The organism is Marinobacter sp. G11, from assembly GCF_021282325.1.
Classification (GTDB): Bacteria; Pseudomonadota; Gammaproteobacteria; order Pseudomonadales; family Oleiphilaceae; genus Marinobacter; species Marinobacter vinifirmus.
In genome coordinates, this window is sequence record NZ_JAJSPB010000004.1 from 26069 (window position 1) to 45607 (window position 19539).

The 19539-nt window shown below is 59.7% G+C and carries 19 protein-coding genes; 3 read left to right on the forward strand and 16 right to left on the reverse strand.

Translation table 11 applies throughout. The annotated features are described in order from the left end of the window. Positions 1-115: 115 nt before the first annotated feature. The 4 genes from LWH94_RS03675 to gpmM all read right to left on the reverse strand — a co-directional run bounded on the left by LWH94_RS03675 (position 116) and on the right by gpmM (position 5139). Positions 116-934, reverse strand: coding sequence for a divergent polysaccharide deacetylase family protein (locus LWH94_RS03675; protein WP_232901282.1), 819 nt, complete (start codon positions 932-934; stop codon positions 116-118). Beyond that, on the reverse strand, positions 931-2331 hold the full coding sequence (locus LWH94_RS03680) for a S41 family peptidase (RefSeq protein WP_232901283.1): 1401 nt from the start codon (positions 2329-2331) through the stop codon (positions 931-933). The genes LWH94_RS03675 and LWH94_RS03680 overlap by 4 nt, the downstream gene beginning before the upstream one ends. A 103-nt stretch (positions 2332-2434) precedes the next feature. Continuing rightward, complete coding sequence (locus LWH94_RS03685) at positions 2435-3535, reverse strand: murein hydrolase activator EnvC family protein (protein ID WP_232901392.1); 1101 nt, start codon at positions 3533-3535, stop codon at positions 2435-2437. A gap of 56 nt (positions 3536-3591) precedes the next feature. Next, the gene (gene gpmM, locus LWH94_RS03690) at positions 3592-5139 is read right to left on the reverse strand and encodes a 2,3-bisphosphoglycerate-independent phosphoglycerate mutase (protein ID WP_232901393.1); all 1548 of its coding nucleotides are present in this window, start codon (positions 5137-5139) and stop codon (positions 3592-3594) included. 225 nt (positions 5140-5364) lie between these two features. On the opposite strand from gpmM, the gene LWH94_RS03695 reads away from it, so the two are divergent. Then, positions 5365-5781, forward strand: coding sequence for a rhodanese-like domain-containing protein (locus LWH94_RS03695; RefSeq protein WP_022989281.1), 417 nt, complete (start codon positions 5365-5367; stop codon positions 5779-5781). Between the two features lie 131 nt (positions 5782-5912). Further along, positions 5913-6410: a protein-export chaperone SecB gene (secB, locus tag LWH94_RS03700; RefSeq protein ID WP_022989282.1), complete on the forward strand. Its 498-nt coding sequence runs from the start codon at positions 5913-5915 to the stop codon at positions 6408-6410. A gap of 76 nt (positions 6411-6486) precedes the next feature. On the opposite strand, the gene trmL is transcribed toward secB, so the two are convergent. The 11 genes from trmL to sufB all read right to left on the reverse strand — a co-directional run bounded on the left by trmL (position 6487) and on the right by sufB (position 16505). Further along, entirely contained in the window at positions 6487-6951 is a 465-nt protein-coding gene (gene trmL / locus LWH94_RS03705; protein WP_232901284.1) for a tRNA (uridine(34)/cytosine(34)/5-carboxymethylaminomethyluridine(34)-2'-O)-methyltransferase TrmL, read from the reverse strand. Positions 6952-6956: 5 nt separating this feature from the next. Beyond that, entirely contained in the window at positions 6957-8135 is a 1179-nt protein-coding gene (locus LWH94_RS03710; protein ID WP_232901285.1) for an acetyl-CoA C-acetyltransferase, read from the reverse strand. Between the two features lie 127 nt (positions 8136-8262). Further along, positions 8263-9003 (reverse strand): pteridine reductase, encoded by a 741-nt coding sequence (locus tag LWH94_RS03715; RefSeq protein ID WP_232901286.1) that lies wholly within the window; start codon positions 9001-9003, stop codon positions 8263-8265. A gap of 10 nt (positions 9004-9013) precedes the next feature. Continuing rightward, positions 9014-10132: a multifunctional CCA tRNA nucleotidyl transferase/2'3'-cyclic phosphodiesterase/2'nucleotidase/phosphatase gene (locus LWH94_RS03720; protein WP_232901287.1), complete on the reverse strand. Its 1119-nt coding sequence runs from the start codon at positions 10130-10132 to the stop codon at positions 9014-9016. Between the two features lie 24 nt (positions 10133-10156). Beyond that, positions 10157-10615 (reverse strand): SufE family protein, encoded by a 459-nt coding sequence (locus LWH94_RS03725; protein WP_022989287.1) that lies wholly within the window; start codon positions 10613-10615, stop codon positions 10157-10159. After that, complete coding sequence (gene sufT / locus LWH94_RS03730; protein WP_232901288.1) at positions 10612-11154, reverse strand: putative Fe-S cluster assembly protein SufT; 543 nt, start codon at positions 11152-11154, stop codon at positions 10612-10614. Before sufT ends, LWH94_RS03725 begins: the two co-directional genes overlap by 4 nt. Before the next feature lie 18 nt (positions 11155-11172). Then, entirely contained in the window at positions 11173-11529 is a 357-nt protein-coding gene (locus tag LWH94_RS03735; RefSeq protein ID WP_232901289.1) for a HesB/IscA family protein, read from the reverse strand. A gap of 12 nt (positions 11530-11541) precedes the next feature. Next, positions 11542-12795 (reverse strand): aminotransferase class V-fold PLP-dependent enzyme, encoded by a 1254-nt coding sequence (locus tag LWH94_RS03740; RefSeq protein WP_232901290.1) that lies wholly within the window; start codon positions 12793-12795, stop codon positions 11542-11544. 5 nt (positions 12796-12800) lie between these two features. After that, a complete protein-coding gene (gene sufD, locus LWH94_RS03745; protein ID WP_232901291.1) occupies positions 12801-14084 on the reverse strand; it encodes a Fe-S cluster assembly protein SufD in 1284 nt (427 codons plus the stop codon). A 15-nt stretch (positions 14085-14099) separates the two neighbouring features. Beyond that, a complete protein-coding gene (sufC, locus tag LWH94_RS03750) occupies positions 14100-14861 on the reverse strand; it encodes a Fe-S cluster assembly ATPase SufC (RefSeq protein ID WP_022989292.1) in 762 nt (253 codons plus the stop codon). A 195-nt stretch (positions 14862-15056) separates the two neighbouring features. Further along, on the reverse strand, positions 15057-16505 hold the full coding sequence (gene sufB, locus LWH94_RS03755; RefSeq protein ID WP_058341736.1) for a Fe-S cluster assembly protein SufB: 1449 nt from the start codon (positions 16503-16505) through the stop codon (positions 15057-15059). A 284-nt stretch (positions 16506-16789) separates the two neighbouring features. Here sufB and LWH94_RS03760 point away from each other — a divergent pair, with 284 nt between their 5' ends. After that, positions 16790-18109, forward strand: coding sequence for a ferredoxin reductase family protein (locus LWH94_RS03760; RefSeq protein WP_232901292.1), 1320 nt, complete (start codon positions 16790-16792; stop codon positions 18107-18109). Here the strand turns inward: LWH94_RS03760 and trhP are convergent. Next, positions 18106-19419 (reverse strand): prephenate-dependent tRNA uridine(34) hydroxylase TrhP, encoded by a 1314-nt coding sequence (gene trhP, locus LWH94_RS03765; protein WP_058341734.1) that lies wholly within the window; start codon positions 19417-19419, stop codon positions 18106-18108. The two genes, LWH94_RS03760 and trhP, sit on opposite strands and share 4 nt — an antisense overlap. Positions 19420-19539: the final 120 nt, after the last annotated feature.

Here is a 19539-nt window from a genome sequence, read left to right on the forward strand (position 1 = left end):
TGAATAACTAGAATTTCTTTGTCTTTAATTTCGTGTTCTTTCGTGGATTTCGTGGCCAAAGAGTCCTTATCTTTTGCTTTTTTCCGTGTCCTTCCGTGGATTCCGTGGCAAAAACCTAGTCCTTATCACTCCGGGCTACAGAAAGTACCACAGGCTGCTTCTCCCCTTCCGCAAACATCTCCCGGTTACCGTTACGCACGGCCCAGACGCCGCTGATGGTGGCGATGGCGATGCCTTGTTCATCCAGTTCCGGTAAGTGCTTTTCCAGGTAGTCCACGGTCACCTTGTGGGGATGGCCGATGCCGATAGCGGTGCCCTTTTCCTTAGCGGTTTTTATCAGTTCCTTGAATTGCTGATCCACAAACTCCTCGGTCTGTTCGTGGTCCAGGAACACATCCCGGGTCAGGCTCGGGATTTTGTAGGCATCGGCTACGCTGCCAGCGATGGAGTTGGCGATGGTGCGGCTGTCTACGAAGTACACCGGGTACTTGTTGAGTTCTTTCATCACCCAATCCATGGGTTGAAGCTGCTGGGTCAGCAGGCTGCCCATGTGGTTATTCACGCCCACTACGTGGGGGATGGACTGCAGGGAGCGCCGGAGGGTGGTGGCCATGGTGCCTTCGTCCATGTCCGGGGTCAGGCCGCCGGGGCCGAGGCCGAAGTTGCGGGTGTTGGCCATGGGCGCGTGCAGCATGATTTCTTTCTGTTTCTTGTGGGCCAGCTTGGCCAGCGGCACGGTGTGGCGCCGGAAAGGCAGGAACGCCAGCGTCAGCGGTTGTTCCATCCGGGCCAGGCGTTCACCTTCATGAAGGTTGTGGCCCATGTCATCAATGATGATGGCGATGGTGGGCGGCTGGTGCTCTGCCGGCTGGGCGGCCACAAAAGGGCTCAGCGCCAGCAGCATTACCCGGAGCAGGGTCGTTCTGAATTTCACTGATCTGTGCCCTGCTGGCCGCTGTCGTCCTTGCGGTTAAGAATGCGCATGCCTTTGAGCAGGTTCAGTGCTGAACGCAGCTGGTAGTCCCGGTTGGCGGCAGACTGTTCGGTTTCTGCCTGCTGTTCACGTTGTTCCTTGGCTTTCTCTTCGTTCTCGCCGGTCAGGTGGCCGGTCAGGTCTGCCTCTGTGAAGAACGGGCGGCTGTCCAGCTCGGTCAGCTCGGCCGGGCGCACCTCGATATCGGGCTTGATTCCGGTAGCCTGAATGGAGCGGCCGTCGGGGGTGAAATAGCGAGCTGTGGTCATCTTGATGGCATGGGTTTCATCCAGCGGGATGACTGTTTGCACGCTGCCCTTGCCAAAGGACTGGGTGCCCATGATCACCGCACGTTCGTGATCCTGCAGGGCGCCGGCCAGGATTTCGGAAGCCGAGGCGGAGCCACCGTTGATCAGCACCACAATCGGGGTGTCGGCCATCACATCGCCCGGCTTGGCGCTGAAGCGCAGCCTTGAGCTCTGGATACGCCCCTCGGTGTAGACAATCAGGCCTTCATCAATCAGCGCATCGGCGGTTTCCACGGCAGCCTGCAGTACGCCGCCGGGGTTGTTGCGAAGGTCGATCACCAGGCCGTCCAGGTCGCTGCCATGCTCATCTTCCAGATCGTTCAGGGCTTTGAGGAACTGTTTGCCGGTTTCCGCCTGGAACTGGGTAATGCGCACATAGCCGTAACCGTTTTCAATCATCCGGGATTTGATGCTGGTTACCTTGATGATATCGCGGGTTACATCAATCTCGATCGGCGCGGTTTCGCCTTCGCGCATGATGGTCAGTGTGAGTACCGAGCCGGGCTTGCCGCGCATCAGGTTGACGGCTTCTTCCAGCGACATGCCCTTCACCGGTTTTTCATCCAGCTTGATAATCAGGTCGCCGGCCTGCACGCCCGCTTTCTGGGCCGGGGTGTCGTCGATGGGGGAAATGACTTTCACAAAGCCGTTTTCCATGCCCACTTCAATGCCTAGGCCACCAAACTCGCCGGAGGTGCTTTCTTCCAACTCTTCGTAGTCTTTCGGGGCCAGGTAGGTGGAGTGCGGATCCAGGTCTGACAGCATGCCCTTGATGGCGCTTTCCAGCAGCTCGCTGTCGGAAACTTCTTCTACGTAGGCGTCTTTGATGCGGGCGAACACTTCAGTGAACTTGCGCAGGTCTTCCAGCGGCAGTTGTTCTTCCGGGTCCGGCAGTTTCAGTTCTACCCGCTCGCCATCCTGGATACCTTCGATGATGTCCCGGCTTTGGGCATCCTGGGCCAGGGCGAGTCCGGGCAGGGTAAACAAACAGGTCGCAAGGGTAAGGCTGCGAAGTTGTGAGATCTGGAGTTTGCCGGTGACTCGTTTCATCCACATATCCTGTTTTGTTTCCAATAGTTGGACTAATTTCCTGATTTCGACAGTATGGCGTTCGCGGCGCCGTTTGTCAGCCCTTTGCGTCGGGGGACAAAACTCAGGGCTTGCCCAGCCAGCGGCGGGGGTTGACCGGCTTTCCGTTCTGGCGAACTTCGAAGTAGACCGCCGGGTCTTCGGTGCCTCCGGTGCGGCCGGAAAGGGCAATGGTTTCACCGGCCCGAACCCAGTCGCCGGGTGCGGTGAACAGGCTGCTGCTGTGGCCGTACAGGGTCATGTAGCCATCGCCGTGATCGATAATGGTCATCAGCCCGAAACCCCGCAACCAGTTAGCGAAGACCACGCGGCCATAGTGTACGGCGGTGACTTCCGCGTTTTCTGCCGTGTTCATGATCAGGCCGCTGCGGCGCAATTTGCCGTCAGCATAGGCGGCGCCGTAGTTGGTGACCACGCGGCCCTTGGCGGGCCAGGGCAGTTTGTCCCGCAGTGACTTGAACGGGCGGGATTCGTTGGGAGAGGGGATGTTGGCGATGGCCTGCTGTACTTCTTCCAGCAGCTGCTCAAGGTGTTTGCGGTCAGTTTCCAGGTCGTCCCGCTCACTGCGACGGCTGCGGATGTCCTGTTTCAGGGCGACCAGGGTTTGTTCCCGCTCGGCTTTGCTTTGCGTCAGTTGCTGCTGGCGTTGTTCCAGGTCTGCTTCGGTCTTTGCCAGTTCCACCCGCGATGCCTGCACCGCGGCCCGGGCCTGTTTCAACTCCTGAAGGCTCTTCTGGAAGGCTTGAAGACGCTCGACGGTGTCGTTGCTGAGGTATTCGTAGTAGGTGAGGGTTCGGGCAATCTGGCCCGGTTCTATTTCGTTCAGCAGGATTTTCAGGGCCGGGGCGTCGCCTTCCATCCAGGCGGCGCGAATCTGCGTTTTCAGGCCTTCCCGTTGTGATTCCAGGGTGTCGGCCAACTGGCGTTCCTGCGTTCGCAGTTCATCCAGGCGCTGTTGTTGATGGTCGGCTTTCTCGCGCAGTTCCCGGCGCTCCCGGGTCAGCTGGCTGATTCTTTGCTCGGTACGGGCCAGTTGCTGCTCCAGGCTGGAGCGGTCTTTCTCGGCATCTTTCAGCCAGTCGTCAATGCTGGCAATGCGCTTTTTCAGCGCCTCCACCTGTTCGGGGGTTACGTCATCCCGGGCATGCAGTGGCGTGGCTCCCAGAACGAGAGCCAGCGCCAGTGCGAGGACATACTTCAAGGTATCTGCCTTAAGCCGGATCAGTTGATCTCGGCCAGGCTGTGCCCGGACATTTCCTGAGGTTGCTGCAGCCCCATCAGTGTCAGCAGGGTGGGTGCGATATCGCACAGGCTGCCGTCGTCTTTGAGGTTGACGTTGCGATGGCCGGTATAAACCAGCGGCACCGGGCCAATGGTGTGGGAGGTGTGAACCTGGCCGGATTTCGGGTCCGTCATCTGCTCGCAGTTGCCGTGGTCGGCGGTGATCAGGGCTTCGCCGCCCACTTCGTCCAGCGCTTCCACAACCCGCTGTACGCAATGGTCCAGACACTCGGCGGCCTTGACGGCGGCGTCCATCTTGCCGGTATGGCCAACCATGTCGCCGTTGGCGTAGTTGCACACGATCAGGTCGTATTTGCCGCTCTTGATGGCTTCTACCAGCTTGTCGGTTACTTCCGGCGCGCTCATTTCCGGCTGCAGGTCGTAGGTGGCTACTTTGGGGGAGGGCACCAGAATACGGTCTTCGCCTTCAAACGGGGTTTCCAGGCCGCCATTGAAGAAGAAGGTCACGTGGGCGTACTTCTCGGTTTCGGCAATGCGCAGCTGGGTCTTGCCTTGGCTGGCCATGTATTCGCCAAGGCCGTTGGCCAGTTGCTCGGGCGGATAGGCGCAGGAGGTTTTGATGTCTGCGGCGTATTCGGTGAGCATCACGAAATCGGCCAGTTCCGGGTGCTTGCGGCGATCGAAGCCGTCGAACTCCGGCTCCACGAAGGTGCGGGTCATTTCCCGGGCGCGGTCGGCACGGAAGTTCATGAACAGCACGGAATCGCCATCGTTGATGGTGCCCTCTGGCTGGCCTTCGGCGCGGATGTGGGTGGCTTTTACAAACTCGTCGTTCTCGCCCCGCTCGTAGGCCTGGTCCAGTGCGGTTACCGGGTCGTCACAGGTGAACTCGGCTTCGCTCAGGGTCATGGCGTTATAGGCAGCTTCTACGCGGTCCCAGCGGTTGTCCCGGTCCATGGCGAAGTAGCGGCCAGCGATGGTGGCTACCCGGCCTACTCCCAGGCTCTTCATCCTGGCGGCGGCTTTTTCCAGGGACGGGCGGGCGCTGCGCGGGGGCATGTCGCGGCCGTCCAGGAAGGCGTGGATATAGACTTCTTTGGCGCCACGGGCTGCGGCCAGTTCCGCTGCTGCCAGCATATGGTCTTCGTGGCTGTGAACGCCGCCCGGAGACAGCAGACCCATGATGTGCACGGCCTTGTTATTCGCCACGGCTTTGTCGATGGCGTTACACAGGGCTTCGTTCTTCTGGAACAGGCCGTCTTCCAGGTCTTTGTCGATACGGGTCAGGCTCTGGTACACCACCCGGCCGGCGCCGAGGTTCATGTGGCCTACTTCCGAGTTACCCATCTGGCCCTGCGGCAGGCCTACAAACATGCCTGAAGTGTTGATGAGGGTCTTCGGCTGATTCTGCCAGAGCTTGTCCCAGAATGGTGTGCGGGCGTTGGAGATGGCGTTGTCTGCAGCCGGGTCACGGTGGCCCCAGCCGTCGAGAATAATCAGTGCAGTGGGCTTGCGCGTGTCGGTCATCATGTCGTCCGGTTGGTTGCGAAAACAGATTGCAAGGGAATCGTGGTAAAAGTGGGGCAGATTGTAACCGTTTTCATTTGTGCAGGCCACGCGCGCAGCGCCAAGGCTTTGCATGGCCCTGATGCACTGTTGCTATAAAGGAGGCCCCTGGCACGTGCCACTTGCCTTCTTTGAGCCGTCACGGGTGTGTATAATCCCGCCAAATCAAATTTTCAGGGTAGTTTCATGGATCGCTTGTTCGAATTCGTTGTTAACCACTACATTCTGGTTTCTGTTTTCGTGGCGCTGCTGCTGGCGCTTCTGGTGCTGGAGTCCCGCCGTGGTGGTGCCAAGATTTCCGCCCAGGGTGCGGTGTCTCTGATCAACAAAGACGAAGCCGTAGTGGTGGATATCCGTGATCGCAAAGACTTCGGCGAAGGTCGTATTACCGGTTCTCTGAACATTCCCCTGAGTGGTATCAAGGGCCGTGCCAACGAGCTGAGCAAGCACAAAGACAAGCAGATTATCGTGGTGGACAAGATGGGCCAGCACTCTGCAATGGCGGTCAAGTACCTGAAGGAAGAAGGCTTTACCAACGTGGTGCGCCTGAACGGTGGTATCGCCGACTGGAAAGCCAGCAACCTTCCGCTGGTGAAAAAGTAACAGGGCTTGATCTGATTGCCGATCTGAAGCACTGTTTCACATTACCTGCCGGGGCCTGTGTTTAGACTGTTCCGGCACACGTGACTATAACAACGGGCTGCGCCCGACCTACGAAAATGAAAGGACTGATCATGGCTGAGAACCAGCAAGCCGCAGGCAACGAAAACCAGAACCAACCCCAGTTCGCCCTTCAGCGCATCTATGTGAAGGACCTGTCTTTTGAATCACCCAACTCGCCGCTGGTATTCCAGGAGCAGTGGAAGCCGCAGGTGAACCTGGACCTGAACACCGCCCACAACAAGCTCAGCGACAACCAGTACGAAGTGGTTCTGTCCCTGACCGTTACCGCCAAGGTGGGTGAGAAGGTCGCCTATATTGTTGAAATCCAGCAGGCGGGTGTGTTCCTGGTAGCCGGTATTGAAGGTGCCCAGCTGGGCCAGATGCTCGGCGCCTACTGCCCGAACATCCTGTTCCCGTACGCCCGCGAGGCCATCGACGCCACCGTTAACCGTGGCAGCTTCCCGGCACTGATGCTGGCGCCGGTGAACTTCGATGCGATCTACGCCCAGGCGCTCAAGCGCAAGCAGGAAGAAGCCGCAGGCGAAGCGAAGGAAGAGCAGACGCACTGATTGCTGCAGTCGTTCTTCGAAGCATAAAAAAACCGGCCAACGCCGGTTTTTTTATGCCTGTAAACTTTTGACTGCGCTACACCGCTCCGGGAAAACCCAGCTGTCGCCAGGCTTCATACACCACCAAGGCGGCAGTGTTGGACAGGTTCAGGCTGCGGCTTTGTGGTTGCATGGGCACCCGCAGCCGGTGCTCCGCTGGCAGAGCTTCCCGCACATCAACAGGCAGGCCCCGGGTTTCCGGGCCGAACATCAGGTAGTCACCATCCTCGAAGGCTACTTCGTGGTACTGCCGTGAACCCTTGGTGGTGAGACCGAACAACCGGGCTGGCTGTTCGGTTTCCAGAAAACTGGCGTAATCCGGATGGATCTTTACCGTGGCGTATTCGCTGTAATCCAGCCCGGCCCGGCGCATCTGCTTGTCCTCCAGGGAGAAGCCCAGAGGTTCAATCAGGTGCAGCTGGCAGCCGGTGTTGGCGCAGAGCCGGATGATGTTGCCAGTATTTGGCGGTATCTCCGGCTCATAGAGTACAACGTGCAGCACGTGGCTTAGCGTTCCACGGCCAGGGCTACACCCATGCCACCACCAATGCACAGGGTCGCCAGGCCTTTCTTGGCGTCGCGGCGTGCCATTTCGTGCAGCAGGCTGACCAGGATGCGACAGCCGGAAGCGCCAATCGGGTGGCCGATGGCAATGGCGCCGCCATTCACGTTTACCTTGTCGGTATCCCAGCCCATATCCCGGTTTACAGAGATCGCCTGGGCTGCGAAGGCTTCGTTTGCTTCAACCAGGTCCAGGTCTGCGGCGCTCCAGCCGGCCCGCTCCAGGCAACGCTGGCTGGCGGGGATGGGGCCGGTGCCCATGATGGTGGGGTCTACACCTGCATTGGCGTGGGCCTTGATGGTGGCAAGCGGGGTCAGACCCAGCTCCCTGGCTTTCTCGGCACTGCATACCAGAACGGCAGCGGCGCCATCGTTCAGGGATGAGGCATTACCAGCGGTGACGGTACCGTCTTTCTTGAAGGCCGGGCGCAGTTTGGCCAGGCTGTCACCGGTAACGCCATCGCGGGGGCATTCGTCTTTGGCTACAACAATCGGGTCGCCCTTGCGCTGGGGAATGCTGACCGGAACGATCTGGCCGTCAAAGTAGCCGGCGTTCTGGGCCGCGACCGCCTTTTGCTGGGAGGCGGCGGCAAAGGCGTCCTGCTCTTCACGGCTGATGCCATACTTCTCGACAATGTTCTCGGCAGTGATACCCATGTGGTAATCGTTGAAAGCATCCCACAGGCCATCGTTCACCATGGTGTCGATCATGCTCCAGTTACCCATGCGCTGGCCGTTGCGGCTGTTGGGGAGCACGTGCGGGGCCTGGCTCATGCTTTCCTGGCCGCCGGCAATCACCACTTCAGCGTCGCCACACTGGATGCTCTGCACGGCCATATGAACTGCCTTCAGGCCGGAGCCACACACCTTGTTGATGGTGATGGCCGGTACCGAACTGGGCAGGCCGGCGTTGATGGCCGCCTGGCGGGCCGGGTTCTGGCCGCAACCGGCGGTGAGCACCTGGCCGAGAATGACCTCACCCACCTGCTCGCCGGCGATGCCGGTTTCTTCCATCAGGGCCTTGATAACGGCAGTACCGAGCTGGTCAGCACGCAGGCTGGACAAGCCACCACCAAAACTGCCGACAGCGGTACGTTTTGCGGCAACGATCACGACATCACGCATGGGAAATCTCCGTTGTAGTGGGCAGGCTCGGAACAGGCCCGCCTCGTATGAAATAGATGGCGGGCATTGTAGCGGTAAAGTGGCGGGGCGCCAAAGCCACCATGGTCGGGTAGTGGCTGTGGGCGGTTTACATGTTCAGGCTACGGCCACCGTCAACGCTGATAATCTGGCCGGTTACGAAGGGGGCATCACAAATCAGCCAGGTGATGGCGCCGGCGATATCCGACGGGTTGCCGGTGCGGGCGAGTGGGGTCTTGTCCAGAATAGCTTTTTGATAATCCGCGTCAATTTCGGCCTCGCCCTCCGGCCACAGTATCGCGCCGGGCGATACGCCGTTTACCCGGACATCCGGCGCCAGGTCCTTGGCCCAGGAGCGGGTAAGGGCGGCGAGGCCGGCCTTGCTGGCGCAGTACAGCGGGTGGTCCTTGAGGGGCTTTTCGCTGTAGATGTCGATCAGGTTCACCACCGCACCAGAGCTTTTCTTGAGGGCCGGCAGGCAGTGCTGGAGCAGGAAGAACGGGGCTTTCAGGTTGGCGCCCATAATTCCTTGCCAGTCGTCCTCGGTGGCGATTTCCGTGGGGTTGGGGTAGAACACCGACGCGTTGTTCACCAGTCCGTTCAGCCGCTGCCAGTGCTCGCAGGCGGTTTTTGCCAGGCGGGCGAGGTCTTCAGGATTGGTCAGGTCGGCCTGCACCGAGGTGGCGGAGTCTGCCCGTTCCCGGTTCAGTTTGTCGATCAGTTGCCGGGCCTGTTCTTGCCGGCTCCGGTAATGGATAACCACATTCCAGCCCCGGCCATGGAGGGTTTCGGCAGTGTGGGCGCCCAGGCGGTGGGCAGCACCGGTGATCAGAACAACGGGAGCAGCCATAACGACTTCCTCAGGATGATGGATTCAATACCCGGGTGATACGCGCCAGCCGCTCGTTCCGGATTGCTTCGCCGAGCTCCTTGCCCTTGAAGCCCTGTTTCAGCAAGTCCTGCGGATTTACCCCGGTAGCTTCTCCTGCAGCGGCGTGCAACTGCTCCAGAAGGCTTTGTTGCTCCTCCGGGAGCGTGCAGGCCAGTGTGTCGAGCAGGGCATCGAAACGCTCGCTGCGGCGCCACAGGTCTGCGGTATCCAGCAGTTCCAGGATCTCTTCTGAAGAAATACTGTCTGCAGGCTGCCGGGACAGTCCGGCCATAAACCGGCAGGTCAGCCGGCTGAGATCCCGGCAGTCATTGGGGCTCTTCATTGCTTTGGCCCGCGCAATGGCTTGTTCTTCCGGTACGGCACTCAGCAAGGCGGCAAAGCGCTGGGCGGTGTTGCCATGTTTTTGGTGAATGCACGCCAGGGCCTTAACGCCGGCCCGGAACACGGTTGCACCCTCCAGCTCCGGAATCAGTACCGCCAGGGCTCCGAGTTCCCGAAGGACTTCGAAAAATACGGTGGGCGCATTTTCGTGCAGGGCCCGCTGAATTTCCTGCCATACCCGTTCCGGCACCAGATGTTCCAGTTCGCCATCGGTAATCATCTGGCGCATCAGGGTCATGGTTTCAGGACAGATGCTGAAGCCCAGCGGATGCAGGCGGGCGGCAAAGCGGGCGGTGCGCAGAATGCGCAGGGGGTCTTCGGCAAAGGCTTCGGACACATGGCGCAGGGTTTTGTGCTCAAGATCGGCATGGCCGTCGAACGGGTCCACCAGCTGGCCGTCTTCAGCCTGCGCCATGGCGTTGATGGTCAGGTCCCGGCGCTTGAGGTCTTCCTCCAGGGTAACGTCCGGCGCGCTGTACACGGAAAAGCCGTGATAGCCGCGGCCCTGTTTGCGCTCGGTGCGGGCCAGGGCATATTCCTCGCCGGTTTTCGGGTGCAGGAACACCGGGAAGTCGGCACCCACCTGCTTGAAGCCCCGCGCCTTCATCTGCTCCGGTGTGGCGCCAACCACCACCCAGTCCCGGTCTTTGACCTTCAGGCCCAACAGTTGGTCACGAACGGCGCCGCCTACCAGATAGGTTTGCATGGGAAACCCTGTGTTTAAGCCGGCTCAGACTGCTTCTGTGGCTGCAATATCACGGATCTTGCCAACCATGGCACGCAGGCCGTTGCCGCGTGTGGGAGAGATGTGGCGGAACAGGTCGAGTTGCTCGAACAGTTCGTCGATATCGGTGGCGAGCAGGTCGCGGGGTGTCTTGCCGTTCAGGGCTACCAGGATGATAGCCGCAAGGCCGCGCACGATGATGGCGTCGGAGTCGATCAGCAGGAACAGTTTGCCACTGTCTTCATCGTAATGGTGGATCAGCCAGACCTGACTCTGGCAGCCGTGCACGTAGTTCTCTTCGATGCGGGCCTCATCCGGAAACGCCGGCAGCTGTTTGCCCAGGTCCACGATGTAGGCGTAGCGTTCTTCCCAGTCATCCAGGAATTCGAAGGCGTCCAGAACGTCTTCCAGAGTGGTCTTGGTACCGAGAGGGTTCTCGAGAAATTGTTCCTTGCTGGCGGTCATAGCATTCCCAGTTCAAGCTTGGCTTCGTCGGTGAGCATATCGTTGTTCCAGGGCGGATCAAAGGTGAGGTCTACGGTCACTTTGTCCACGTTGGGCACATGCTCCACCTTGGTTTGTACATCGTTGGTGATGACCGGCCCCATGCCGCAGCCAGCCGCGGTGAGGGTCATCTTGATGTACACGTGGTTGCCGTCTTCGGTGCCGTTCTGGATCCGGCAGTCGTAGATCAGGCCTAGGTCCACCACGTTAACCGGAATCTCCGGGTCGTAGCAGTTGCGCAGGGCTTCCCACACCTGGTTTTCGTTAACCGTGCCGTCTTCCGGGGTCTCGAAGCTGCTTTCCAGGGGCTGTTTGCCCAAGGCATCGGCGTCGTGGCCTTCAATCCGGGCCAGGTTGCCGTTCACCGCCACGGTAAACGTGCCACCGAGGGACTGGGTGATGGTCACGAAGGTATCCGACGGAATCATGATCTCCGTACCGGAAGGCACCAGCCGGGCTTCCACTTCGCGCTTTGTCAGTACGACTTCCCGTTCTTGCATGCTCAGTAAGACCTCTGTTCAAGCCACCGTAAAACTCTCGCCGCACCCGCATTCTGCCGTAGCGTTGGGGTTGCGGAAGCGGAACAGGGAGTTCACGCCTTCGGTGACAAAGTCGATTTCAATGCCGTTTACCATGGGCAGGTGTTCCTGCTTTACGTACACATCCACGCCGTCGATGGTAAAAATGCGGTCGTCGGACTCGGGGGTTTCTACCCACTGGGTTTCGTATTTGAAGCCGGAGCAGCCACTCTTTTTGATGGCCAGGCGAATGCCCCTGGCTTCCGGTTTCTTGTCCAGTTGTTTGCGAACGTGTTTGACCGCTGTCGGGGTCATGGTCACGTTCACGGTGTTCGGGGTGAAGACTTCGGCTGTCATGTTTCCACCTCCTCAGGCAAACAGGCGCTGGATCTTCTGCAGGCCGGTGAATAATTTCTCGACCTCTTCCAGCGTATTGTAGAACGCAAATGAAGCCCGGGCTGTACCGGGTACTCCGTAGAAATCCATCAGAGGCATGGCGCAATGATGGCCGGTGCGGATGGCAATGCCTTGCTGGTCCAGCAGGGTGCCGATGTCGCTGGGGTGCAGGCCGGCGATCTTGAACGACATTACCGGCACTTTCTGTTTCGCGGTACCGATGATTTCCATGCCGGGCACGGTTTCCACCAGCTCGTTGGCACGGGCCAGCAGGGCGTTTTCGGCGGCTTCCATGGCCTTGCGGTCCAGGCTGTCCAGGTAGTTGATGGCTGCCGCCAGGCCAACCGCTTCGGCGATGGCCGGGGTGCCGGCTTCAAATTTGTAGGGCAGTACGTTCCAGGTGGTACGCTCGAACGATACCCGCTCGATCATCTCGCCGCCGCCCTGGTATGGAGGCATCTCTTCCAGCAGTTCCGCGCGGCCATACAGCACACCGATACCGGTGGGGCCGAACAGTTTGTGGGAAGAGAACACGTAGAAGTCGCAGCCCAATGCCTGCACATCCGGCTTGAAGTGGGGTACGGCCTGGGCACCGTCGATCAGGGTAATCACGCCCTGTTTCTTCGCCTGCTCGATCAGCGGCGCGATCGGGTTTATCGTTCCCAACACGTTGGAGACGTGGGTGAGGGCCAGTACCCGGGTGCGCTCGTTCAGCAGGCTGTTGAAAGAGTCCAGGTCCAGCTCGCCTTCCGGGGTTACCTGCACAGGGATCACCCTGGCGCCGGTGCGCTCGGCCACCATCTGCCAGGGCACGATGTTGGCGTGGTGCTCCATATGGCTGACCAGGATTTCGTCGCCGGCTTTCAGGCGCGGGGCCAGGCCGTTGGCCACCAGGTTGATGGCCTCGGTGGTGCCGCGGGTCCAGATGATTTCGTTGGTGCCGGGTGCGTTCAGGAAGTGGCGAACCACTTTCCGGGCACCTTCAAAGGCGGTCGTGGCCCGGTCGCCCAGGGTGTGGGCGCCACGGTGCACGTTGGAGTGCATTTCCCGATAGTAGCGGTCCATGGCATCCAGCACGGCGACGGGCTTCTGGGCCGAGGCGCCGTTGTCCAGATACACCAGGGGCTTCCCGTTGATTTCCTGTGCCAGGATCGGGAAGTCGCGGCGGATGCTTTCCACATCAAGCGCCGGCGAGGTGGTGTTGGTTGCCACAGACAGATCGGTCATGCCGCTCAGGCCTCCTGAAAGGTTTGATCGAAGAAATCATTCAACCGCGCCTGGGCGGTTTCGCGCACGGCTTCTACCGGAATCTGCTCAACCAGTTCGTTGATGAACGCCATGGTCAGCAATACGTTGGCCTGCCGGCGACCTATGCCACGGGAAACCAGGTAGAACACGGAGGTTTCGTCCAGCTGGCCGATGGTAGCACCGTGGGCGCACTTGACGTCATCCGCGTAGATTTCCAGTTCCGGCTTGGTGTCGATTTCGGCACCGTTGGACAGCAGCAGGTTCTTGTTGTTCATATCCGCGTTGGACTTCTGAGCGTCCTGGTGGATATGAATTCGGCCATTAAACACCGCGTGGGACTGGTCCGCAGCAATGTTGCGGTAGGTCTCTTCGCTGTTGCAGTGGGCGGCTACGTGGTCAATGGAGGTGTGGTTGTCGTAGTGCTGTTTACCCTGGGTAACCACCACGCCATTGAGCTTGGTTTCCGCGCCTTCGCCTTCCAGGCGAACCTGCAGGTCGTGCCGGCGCAGCGGGCCGCCGAAGCCTACGCAGTGGCTCTCGAAGCGGGAGTTGCGCTGTTGCAGTACGCCGGTAGCGCCAATGTGCTGCACGGTTTCGCCTTCCATGGTCAGGCGAATGCTGGTGATGTTGGCGCCATCAGCCAGCTGGAATTCGGTAACGGTATCAACCAGGGCCGCAGAATCGCCTTCGGAGACGTAGGCTTCCACCAGCGTCATCTGGCTGTTGGTGCCGGCCTCGACAAAAATGCGCGGGAAGGCAGAGCCATTCTGGGTAGCCGCGGTTTCATGGATGATGAACAGCGGCTTGTCCAGCACGGCGTTGGCGCCAAGGCGAATCAGCAGGCCGTCTTCAAAGCGGGCGCTGTTGATCTGGGCAAACTGGGTTTGCTCTGCATCGAGGGTGCTGCCCAGTTTCTGCGCCAGGGCGCTGGCGTCGTCCGCATTCAGGTCGCTGAAGTGCTGAACGGTGATGCCGCCCTGGTCCGGGTACTGGCTGTCGGCGCGGTTGATTGCACCGTTGTTGAGCACAATCCGGTAACCGGGTACGTCCAGGCTGCTGGCCTTTCCGGTAGCCGGCAGGGTGGCGGCCATGTCTTCGGTCAGCTTCAGGTACTTGCTGGAGTATTTCCAGTTTTCGGTTTTCCGGGTCGGCATGGGCATGTCTGCCAGTGCTGCAGCCCGCTCGTTACGCAGTGCCAGCAAAGGTTCCGGCAGGGATTGCCCGGCCGGCTGCAGGAAAGCGCCGGAAAGCATAGGTACAGATTTCATTCCGCGGCCTCCTGATCAGTTGCTGGTGTCTTCGTCTTTGATGCCCAACCAGCCGTAACCTTTTTCTTCCAGTTCCAGGGCCAGTTCGCGGCCGCCGGATTTGACGATTCTGCCGCCGGCCAGTACGTGCACGTAATCCGGCACGATGTGGTTCAGCAGGCGCTGGTAGTGGGTCACCATCAGGATGGCGCGGTCTTCGGCACGCAGGGCGTTGACGCCGTTGGATACGACTTGCAGGGCGTCGATGTCGAGGCCGGAGTCGGTTTCATCCAGAATGGCCAGTTTCGGCTGCAGCAGCAGGGCCTGCATGATTTCGTTACGCTTTTTCTCGCCACCGGAGAAACCTTCGTTCACGCCGCGCTTGAGGAAAGCCGGGTCCAGGTCTACCTGCTTGGAGACTTCCTTCGCCAGCTTCATGAACTCGGCAGCGTTCATTTCTTCTTCGCCCCGGTGCTTGCGCATGGCATTTACGGCGGTGCGCAGGAACTGCAGGTTGCTTACGCCGGGGATTTCCACCGGGTACTGGAATGCCAGGAAGATGCCTTCCCGGGCGCGTTCTTCGGTTTCCAGGTCCAGCAGGTTGTCGCCGTTGAGGGTGACTTCGCCGCTGGTGACTTCAAATGCGTCGTTGCCTGCCAGAACCTGTGACAGGGTACTCTTACCGGAACCGTTCGGGCCCATGATGGCGTGAACTTCCCCGGCTTTGATCTCCAGGTTGATGCCTTTGAGGATTTCTTTGCCCTCAACGGAGGCGTGCAGGTTTTTGATGCTCAGCATTTGTACGCTTCTCTCTTTTTAACCGTCTGAATTCTTTGTCCGCCCCAAATTCTGGGGGAGTCAGCCATCAGGGTGTCCCTTCCGGGATACGCTGTGAATACGTCCCTGTACGCTCGACAAAATCATCCCTGATTTTGACGATCCCGGAAGGGACACCCTGACGGCTTCCGCGATACTTTTGTGTATGCCGTCCCGTTAACCGACGGAGCCTTCTAGGCTCACTTCCAGCAGCTTGCCGGCTTCTACCGCAAACTCCATCGGCAGCTCCTTGAACACTTCCTTGCAGAAGCCGTTCACGATCATGGACACCGCCTGCTCCGGGTCGATACCACGCTGACGGCACAGGAACATCTGCTCGTCGCTGACCTTGGATGTGGTGGCTTCGTGTTCCACGATGGCCGATTTGTTCTTGCTTTCGATGTACGGGAAGGTGTGGGCGCCGCAGCGGTCGCCGATCAGCAGCGAGTCGCACTGGGTAAAGTTACGCGCACCTTCTGCACCCGGACCGAATTTCACCAGGCCGCGGTAGGCGTTGGAGCTGCGGCCGGCGGAGATGCCTTTGGAGATGATGGTGCTCCGGGTGTTCTTGCCCAGGTGGATCATCTTGGTGCCGGTGTCGGCCTGCTGGTAGTTGTGGGTGAGGGCGACGGAGTAAAACTCGCCTACGCTGTTCTCACCGCGCAGTACGCAGCTCGGGTATTTCCAGGTGATGGCGGAGCCGGTTTCTACCTGGGTCCAGGAGATCTTGGAGTTTTTGCCGATGCAGGCGCCGCGCTTGGTGACGAAGTTGTAGATGCCGCCTTTGCCGTTTTCGTCGCCCGGATACCAGTTCTGTACGGTAGAGTATTTGATCTGGGCGTCGTCCAGGGCGACCAGTTCTACCACCGCTGCGTGCAGCTGGTTTTCGTCCCGCATGGGGGCGGTGCAGCCTTCCAGGTAGCTCACGTAGCTGCCTTCTTCGGCGATGATCAGGGTACGTTCGAACTGGCCGGTGTTGGCGGCGTTAATCCGGAAGTAGGTGGACAGTTCCATGGGGCAGCGAACGCCCTTCGGGATGTAAACGAAGGAGCCGTCGGAGAATACGGCGGAGTTCAGGGCAGCGAAGTAGTTGTCGCCGGCCGGGACTACGCTGCCCAGGTATTTCTTCACCAGTTCCGGATACTTCTGTACCGCCTCGGAAATGGGGCAGAAGATCACGCCGGCTTTTTCAAGCGGTTCCTTGAAGGTGGTGGCTACCGAAACGGAATCGAAGACCGCATCAACCGCTACACCGGCCAGCTTGGCCCGTTCGTGCAGGGGGATGCCCAGTTTTTCGTAGGTGCGCAGCAGCTCCGGATCAACGTCGTCCAGGCTCTGGGGCATGTCTTCTTTTTTCTTGGGCGCGGAGTAGTAAGAGATGGCGTCGTAGTCCACCTTCGGGAAGTCCACGTGGGCCCATTCCGGCTCGTCCATTTCCAGCCAGCGACGGTAGGCCTTCAGGCGCCATTCCAGCATGAACTCCGGCTCCTGCTTGATCTCGGACAGGCGGCGGATTACGTCTTCGTTGAGGCCGGGCTCGAAGGTGTCGGATTCAATCTCGGTCACGAATCCGTGTTCGTATTCCCGTTTGATCAGCTCTTTCACCTCTTTATCGGTGGTCGCCATGATCGTCGCTCCGTAATTCTCTCATCTGGGGCTTGGTGCCTGAGTGGCGGGGCAGGGCTCTGTTGGCCCGGTTTCCCCGATGCTTCTGGCGAGTGATTATACAATACCAGAGTAATTTAGTCAGGTATTAAATCGGTCGTGTAAGGATTATACCTTAGTCAGCCTTTCAGCCCCAGATGAATGGAACATTAACGCCTTGCTCAGCGAAGGTTCAGGCGGCCTGTTGCAGGCTGTAGTTGCGGAAGGCAATCCGCCTTCTGTGAGGGATCTGGGGAAGCTGAATCATGTTGCTTGTTCTTGTTGGTGTAATCGCTTTGGTAACCGTTGGTTGGGCGTATCAGCTAATGGCTCCGGGCTATCCGGATGCCGGTTCCACTGTCTGGGCTGTGTATCTGGAAAGCCTGTTTCTCAGTGGCCTGCTTTCGGTGGCGTTGATGTCGATGGTTATGGTGCTGGCGACTCGCCCCGCCTGGCTCGAAAAGCCGCTCGGGGGCATGGATAAGATCTATCGTCTGCACAAGTGGGGCGGGATTCTGGCGGTTTTGTTTGCCGCCGCGCACTGGTTGCTGGAAATGTCGGAGGACCTTTTCGAGAATCTGGCGGGCCGTAGCGCCCGGCTGGATGCCGATGAGTTCTCGGCGTTTCCGGGCGGGCTCCGGGATCTTGGCGAAGACCTGGGTGAGTTTGTTATTTATCTGATGTTCGCCATGTTGTTGCTGAGCCTGTGGCGTCAGTTTTCCTACCGCTTGTGGCGGCCGTTGCATCGCGCAATGCCTGCGCTGTATCTGTTGGTAGTGTTCCATGCGGTGGTGCTTGCTCCTGCCGGGTATTGGCAAGGGCCACTGGGGTGGTTGATGGCGGTCTTGTTTGTAGCGGGCAGCGTTGCCAGCGTTTGGTCGCTGACGGGGCGTATCGGGGCCGGGCGCTCAAGCGAAGGAACGGTGATTTCGGTAGAGCGGGTGTCCCGCGATATTCTCGAGGTGACTTGCAAGCTGGCTGATACCTGGCGCGGGCATCGTGCCGGCCAGTTTGCTTTTGTGATCTTTGACCGGTTTGAGGGGCATCACCCGTTTACGATCGCCAGTGCAGACCGTGGCGACAAGACTGTGACCTTTGCCATCAAGGCTCTCGGAGATTACACGCAAAAGCTGTCAGGTCGTTTGGTTGCAGGAGATCCGGTGAAAGTGGAAGGCCCCTATGGCCGGTTCCAGCTTGATCGGGCCAGGGCCGGTGTTCGGCAGATCTGGGTAGCAGGCGGAATTGGTATTACACCGTTTCTGGCCTGGCTGGAGTCATTGGATTCGCGAGGCGAGGATGAGGTTCGGGCTGATGTTCACTACTGCGTGACAGATCCCGGGCATGATCCGTTCGTGGCTCGGCTGGAATCCCTGTGCGCGGCCCGTCCGGGGGTTGATCTGCACCTGCATGGTGGGGCCAGTGGCAGGCTGACGGCTGAGGCTCTGGCTGCGGATGCCGCCCGCGGTGAGCGAGCAGAAGTATGGTTTTGCGGGCCACAAGGGATGGCGGACAGCCTCCGCAAAGGGCTGCGGAGGCTTTGGCCGGGACGGGTGCGCTTCCACCAGGAAGCCTTCCGGATGCGTTAACCGGCCGGCAGGATGCGGGTCAGGTAGCTGAATTGCAGGGATTCAGGCAGGCCTTCCGGCTTGGGAATGCGCACAAAGTGGCCGCTGCCCGGTGCGTATTCCATGGCTTCGCCGTTGCGGTTTTCCATGGCATTGGCACGGAAGTGAAGGTTGCCGGCCGGGGTGATCAGTTCCAGCTGGTCGCCCGGGGCGAACTTGTTCTTCACGTCGATGGTGAGCCAGCGGTCATCGGCATCGCTGATGGTGCCGACCACCTGCTGGGTGCCCAGATAGGACGAGCCCTGTTCGTAGGACTGGTATTCCTGGGGCACGTGGCGGCGCAGGAAGCCTTCGGTGTAGCCCCGGTTAGACAGCGCTTCCAGTTCATCCATCATGTGCATGTCGAAGGGCTTGCCGGCCAGGGCGTCGTCTATGGCCTTGCGGTACACCTGGGTGGTGCGGGCCACGTAGTAGGTGCTCTTGGTGCGGCCTTCGATTTTCAGGGAGTGCACGCCCATGTTCACCAGTTCCGCCACGTGCTGGATGGCACGCAGGTCCTTGGAGTTCATGATGTAGGTGCCGTGTTCGTCCTCGTAGGCGGGAATGAAGCCTCCGGGGCGGTTGGGCTCTTCCAGCAGGATTTCTTTGGGTTCGAAGGTTTCCACGCTGTCGGCAGAGGTGGCAATCAGGTCGCCGGTCTGGTCATGGCTGTGCTGCACCGGCTTGTAGTTCCAGCGGCAGGCGTTGGTGCAGGCGCCCTGGTTGGCGTCTCGATGGTTCATATAGCCAGACAGCAGGCAGCGGCCGGAGTAGGCCATGCACAGGGCGCCGTGTACGAACACTTCCAGCTCCATTTCCGGCACTTTCTCACGGATCTCGCGGATTTCATTCAGGGCCAGTTCCCGGGACAGGATCACCCGGTTGATGCCCTGGCGGCGCCAGAACTCTACGGTGGCCCAGTTTACGGCGTTGGCCTGCACCGACAGGTGGATGGGCTGGTCCGGCCAGTTTTCCCGCACCAGCATGATCAGCCCGGGGTCTGACATGATCAGGGCGTCCGGCTTCTGCTCCAGCACCGGGGCAAGGTCCCTCAGGTAACTGCGCACCTTGTCGTTGTGGGGTGCGATGTTGGAGACCAGGTAGAACTGTTTACCCAGTTCGTGGGCCCGTGCAATCCCTGCGCCCAGGGCTGCAACGTCTTTGAAACTGTTGTTCCTTACTCTCAGGGAGTACCTTGGCTGGCCGGCGTAAACGGCATCGGCACCGTAGGCAAAGGCGGTTTCCAGGTGTTCGGGGGTGCCGGCGGGAGCGAGCAGTTCCGGGAAAGTCATGGTGTCTCCGGGTTTATTCAGGAAGTCGATGGCTGCAGGTGGGCTATTATGGAAAGGGTGCAGTTTTCCACAAACGGGTGGCTGTGCCATTGATCTCGCTCAAAGGTCTTATTGATCAGT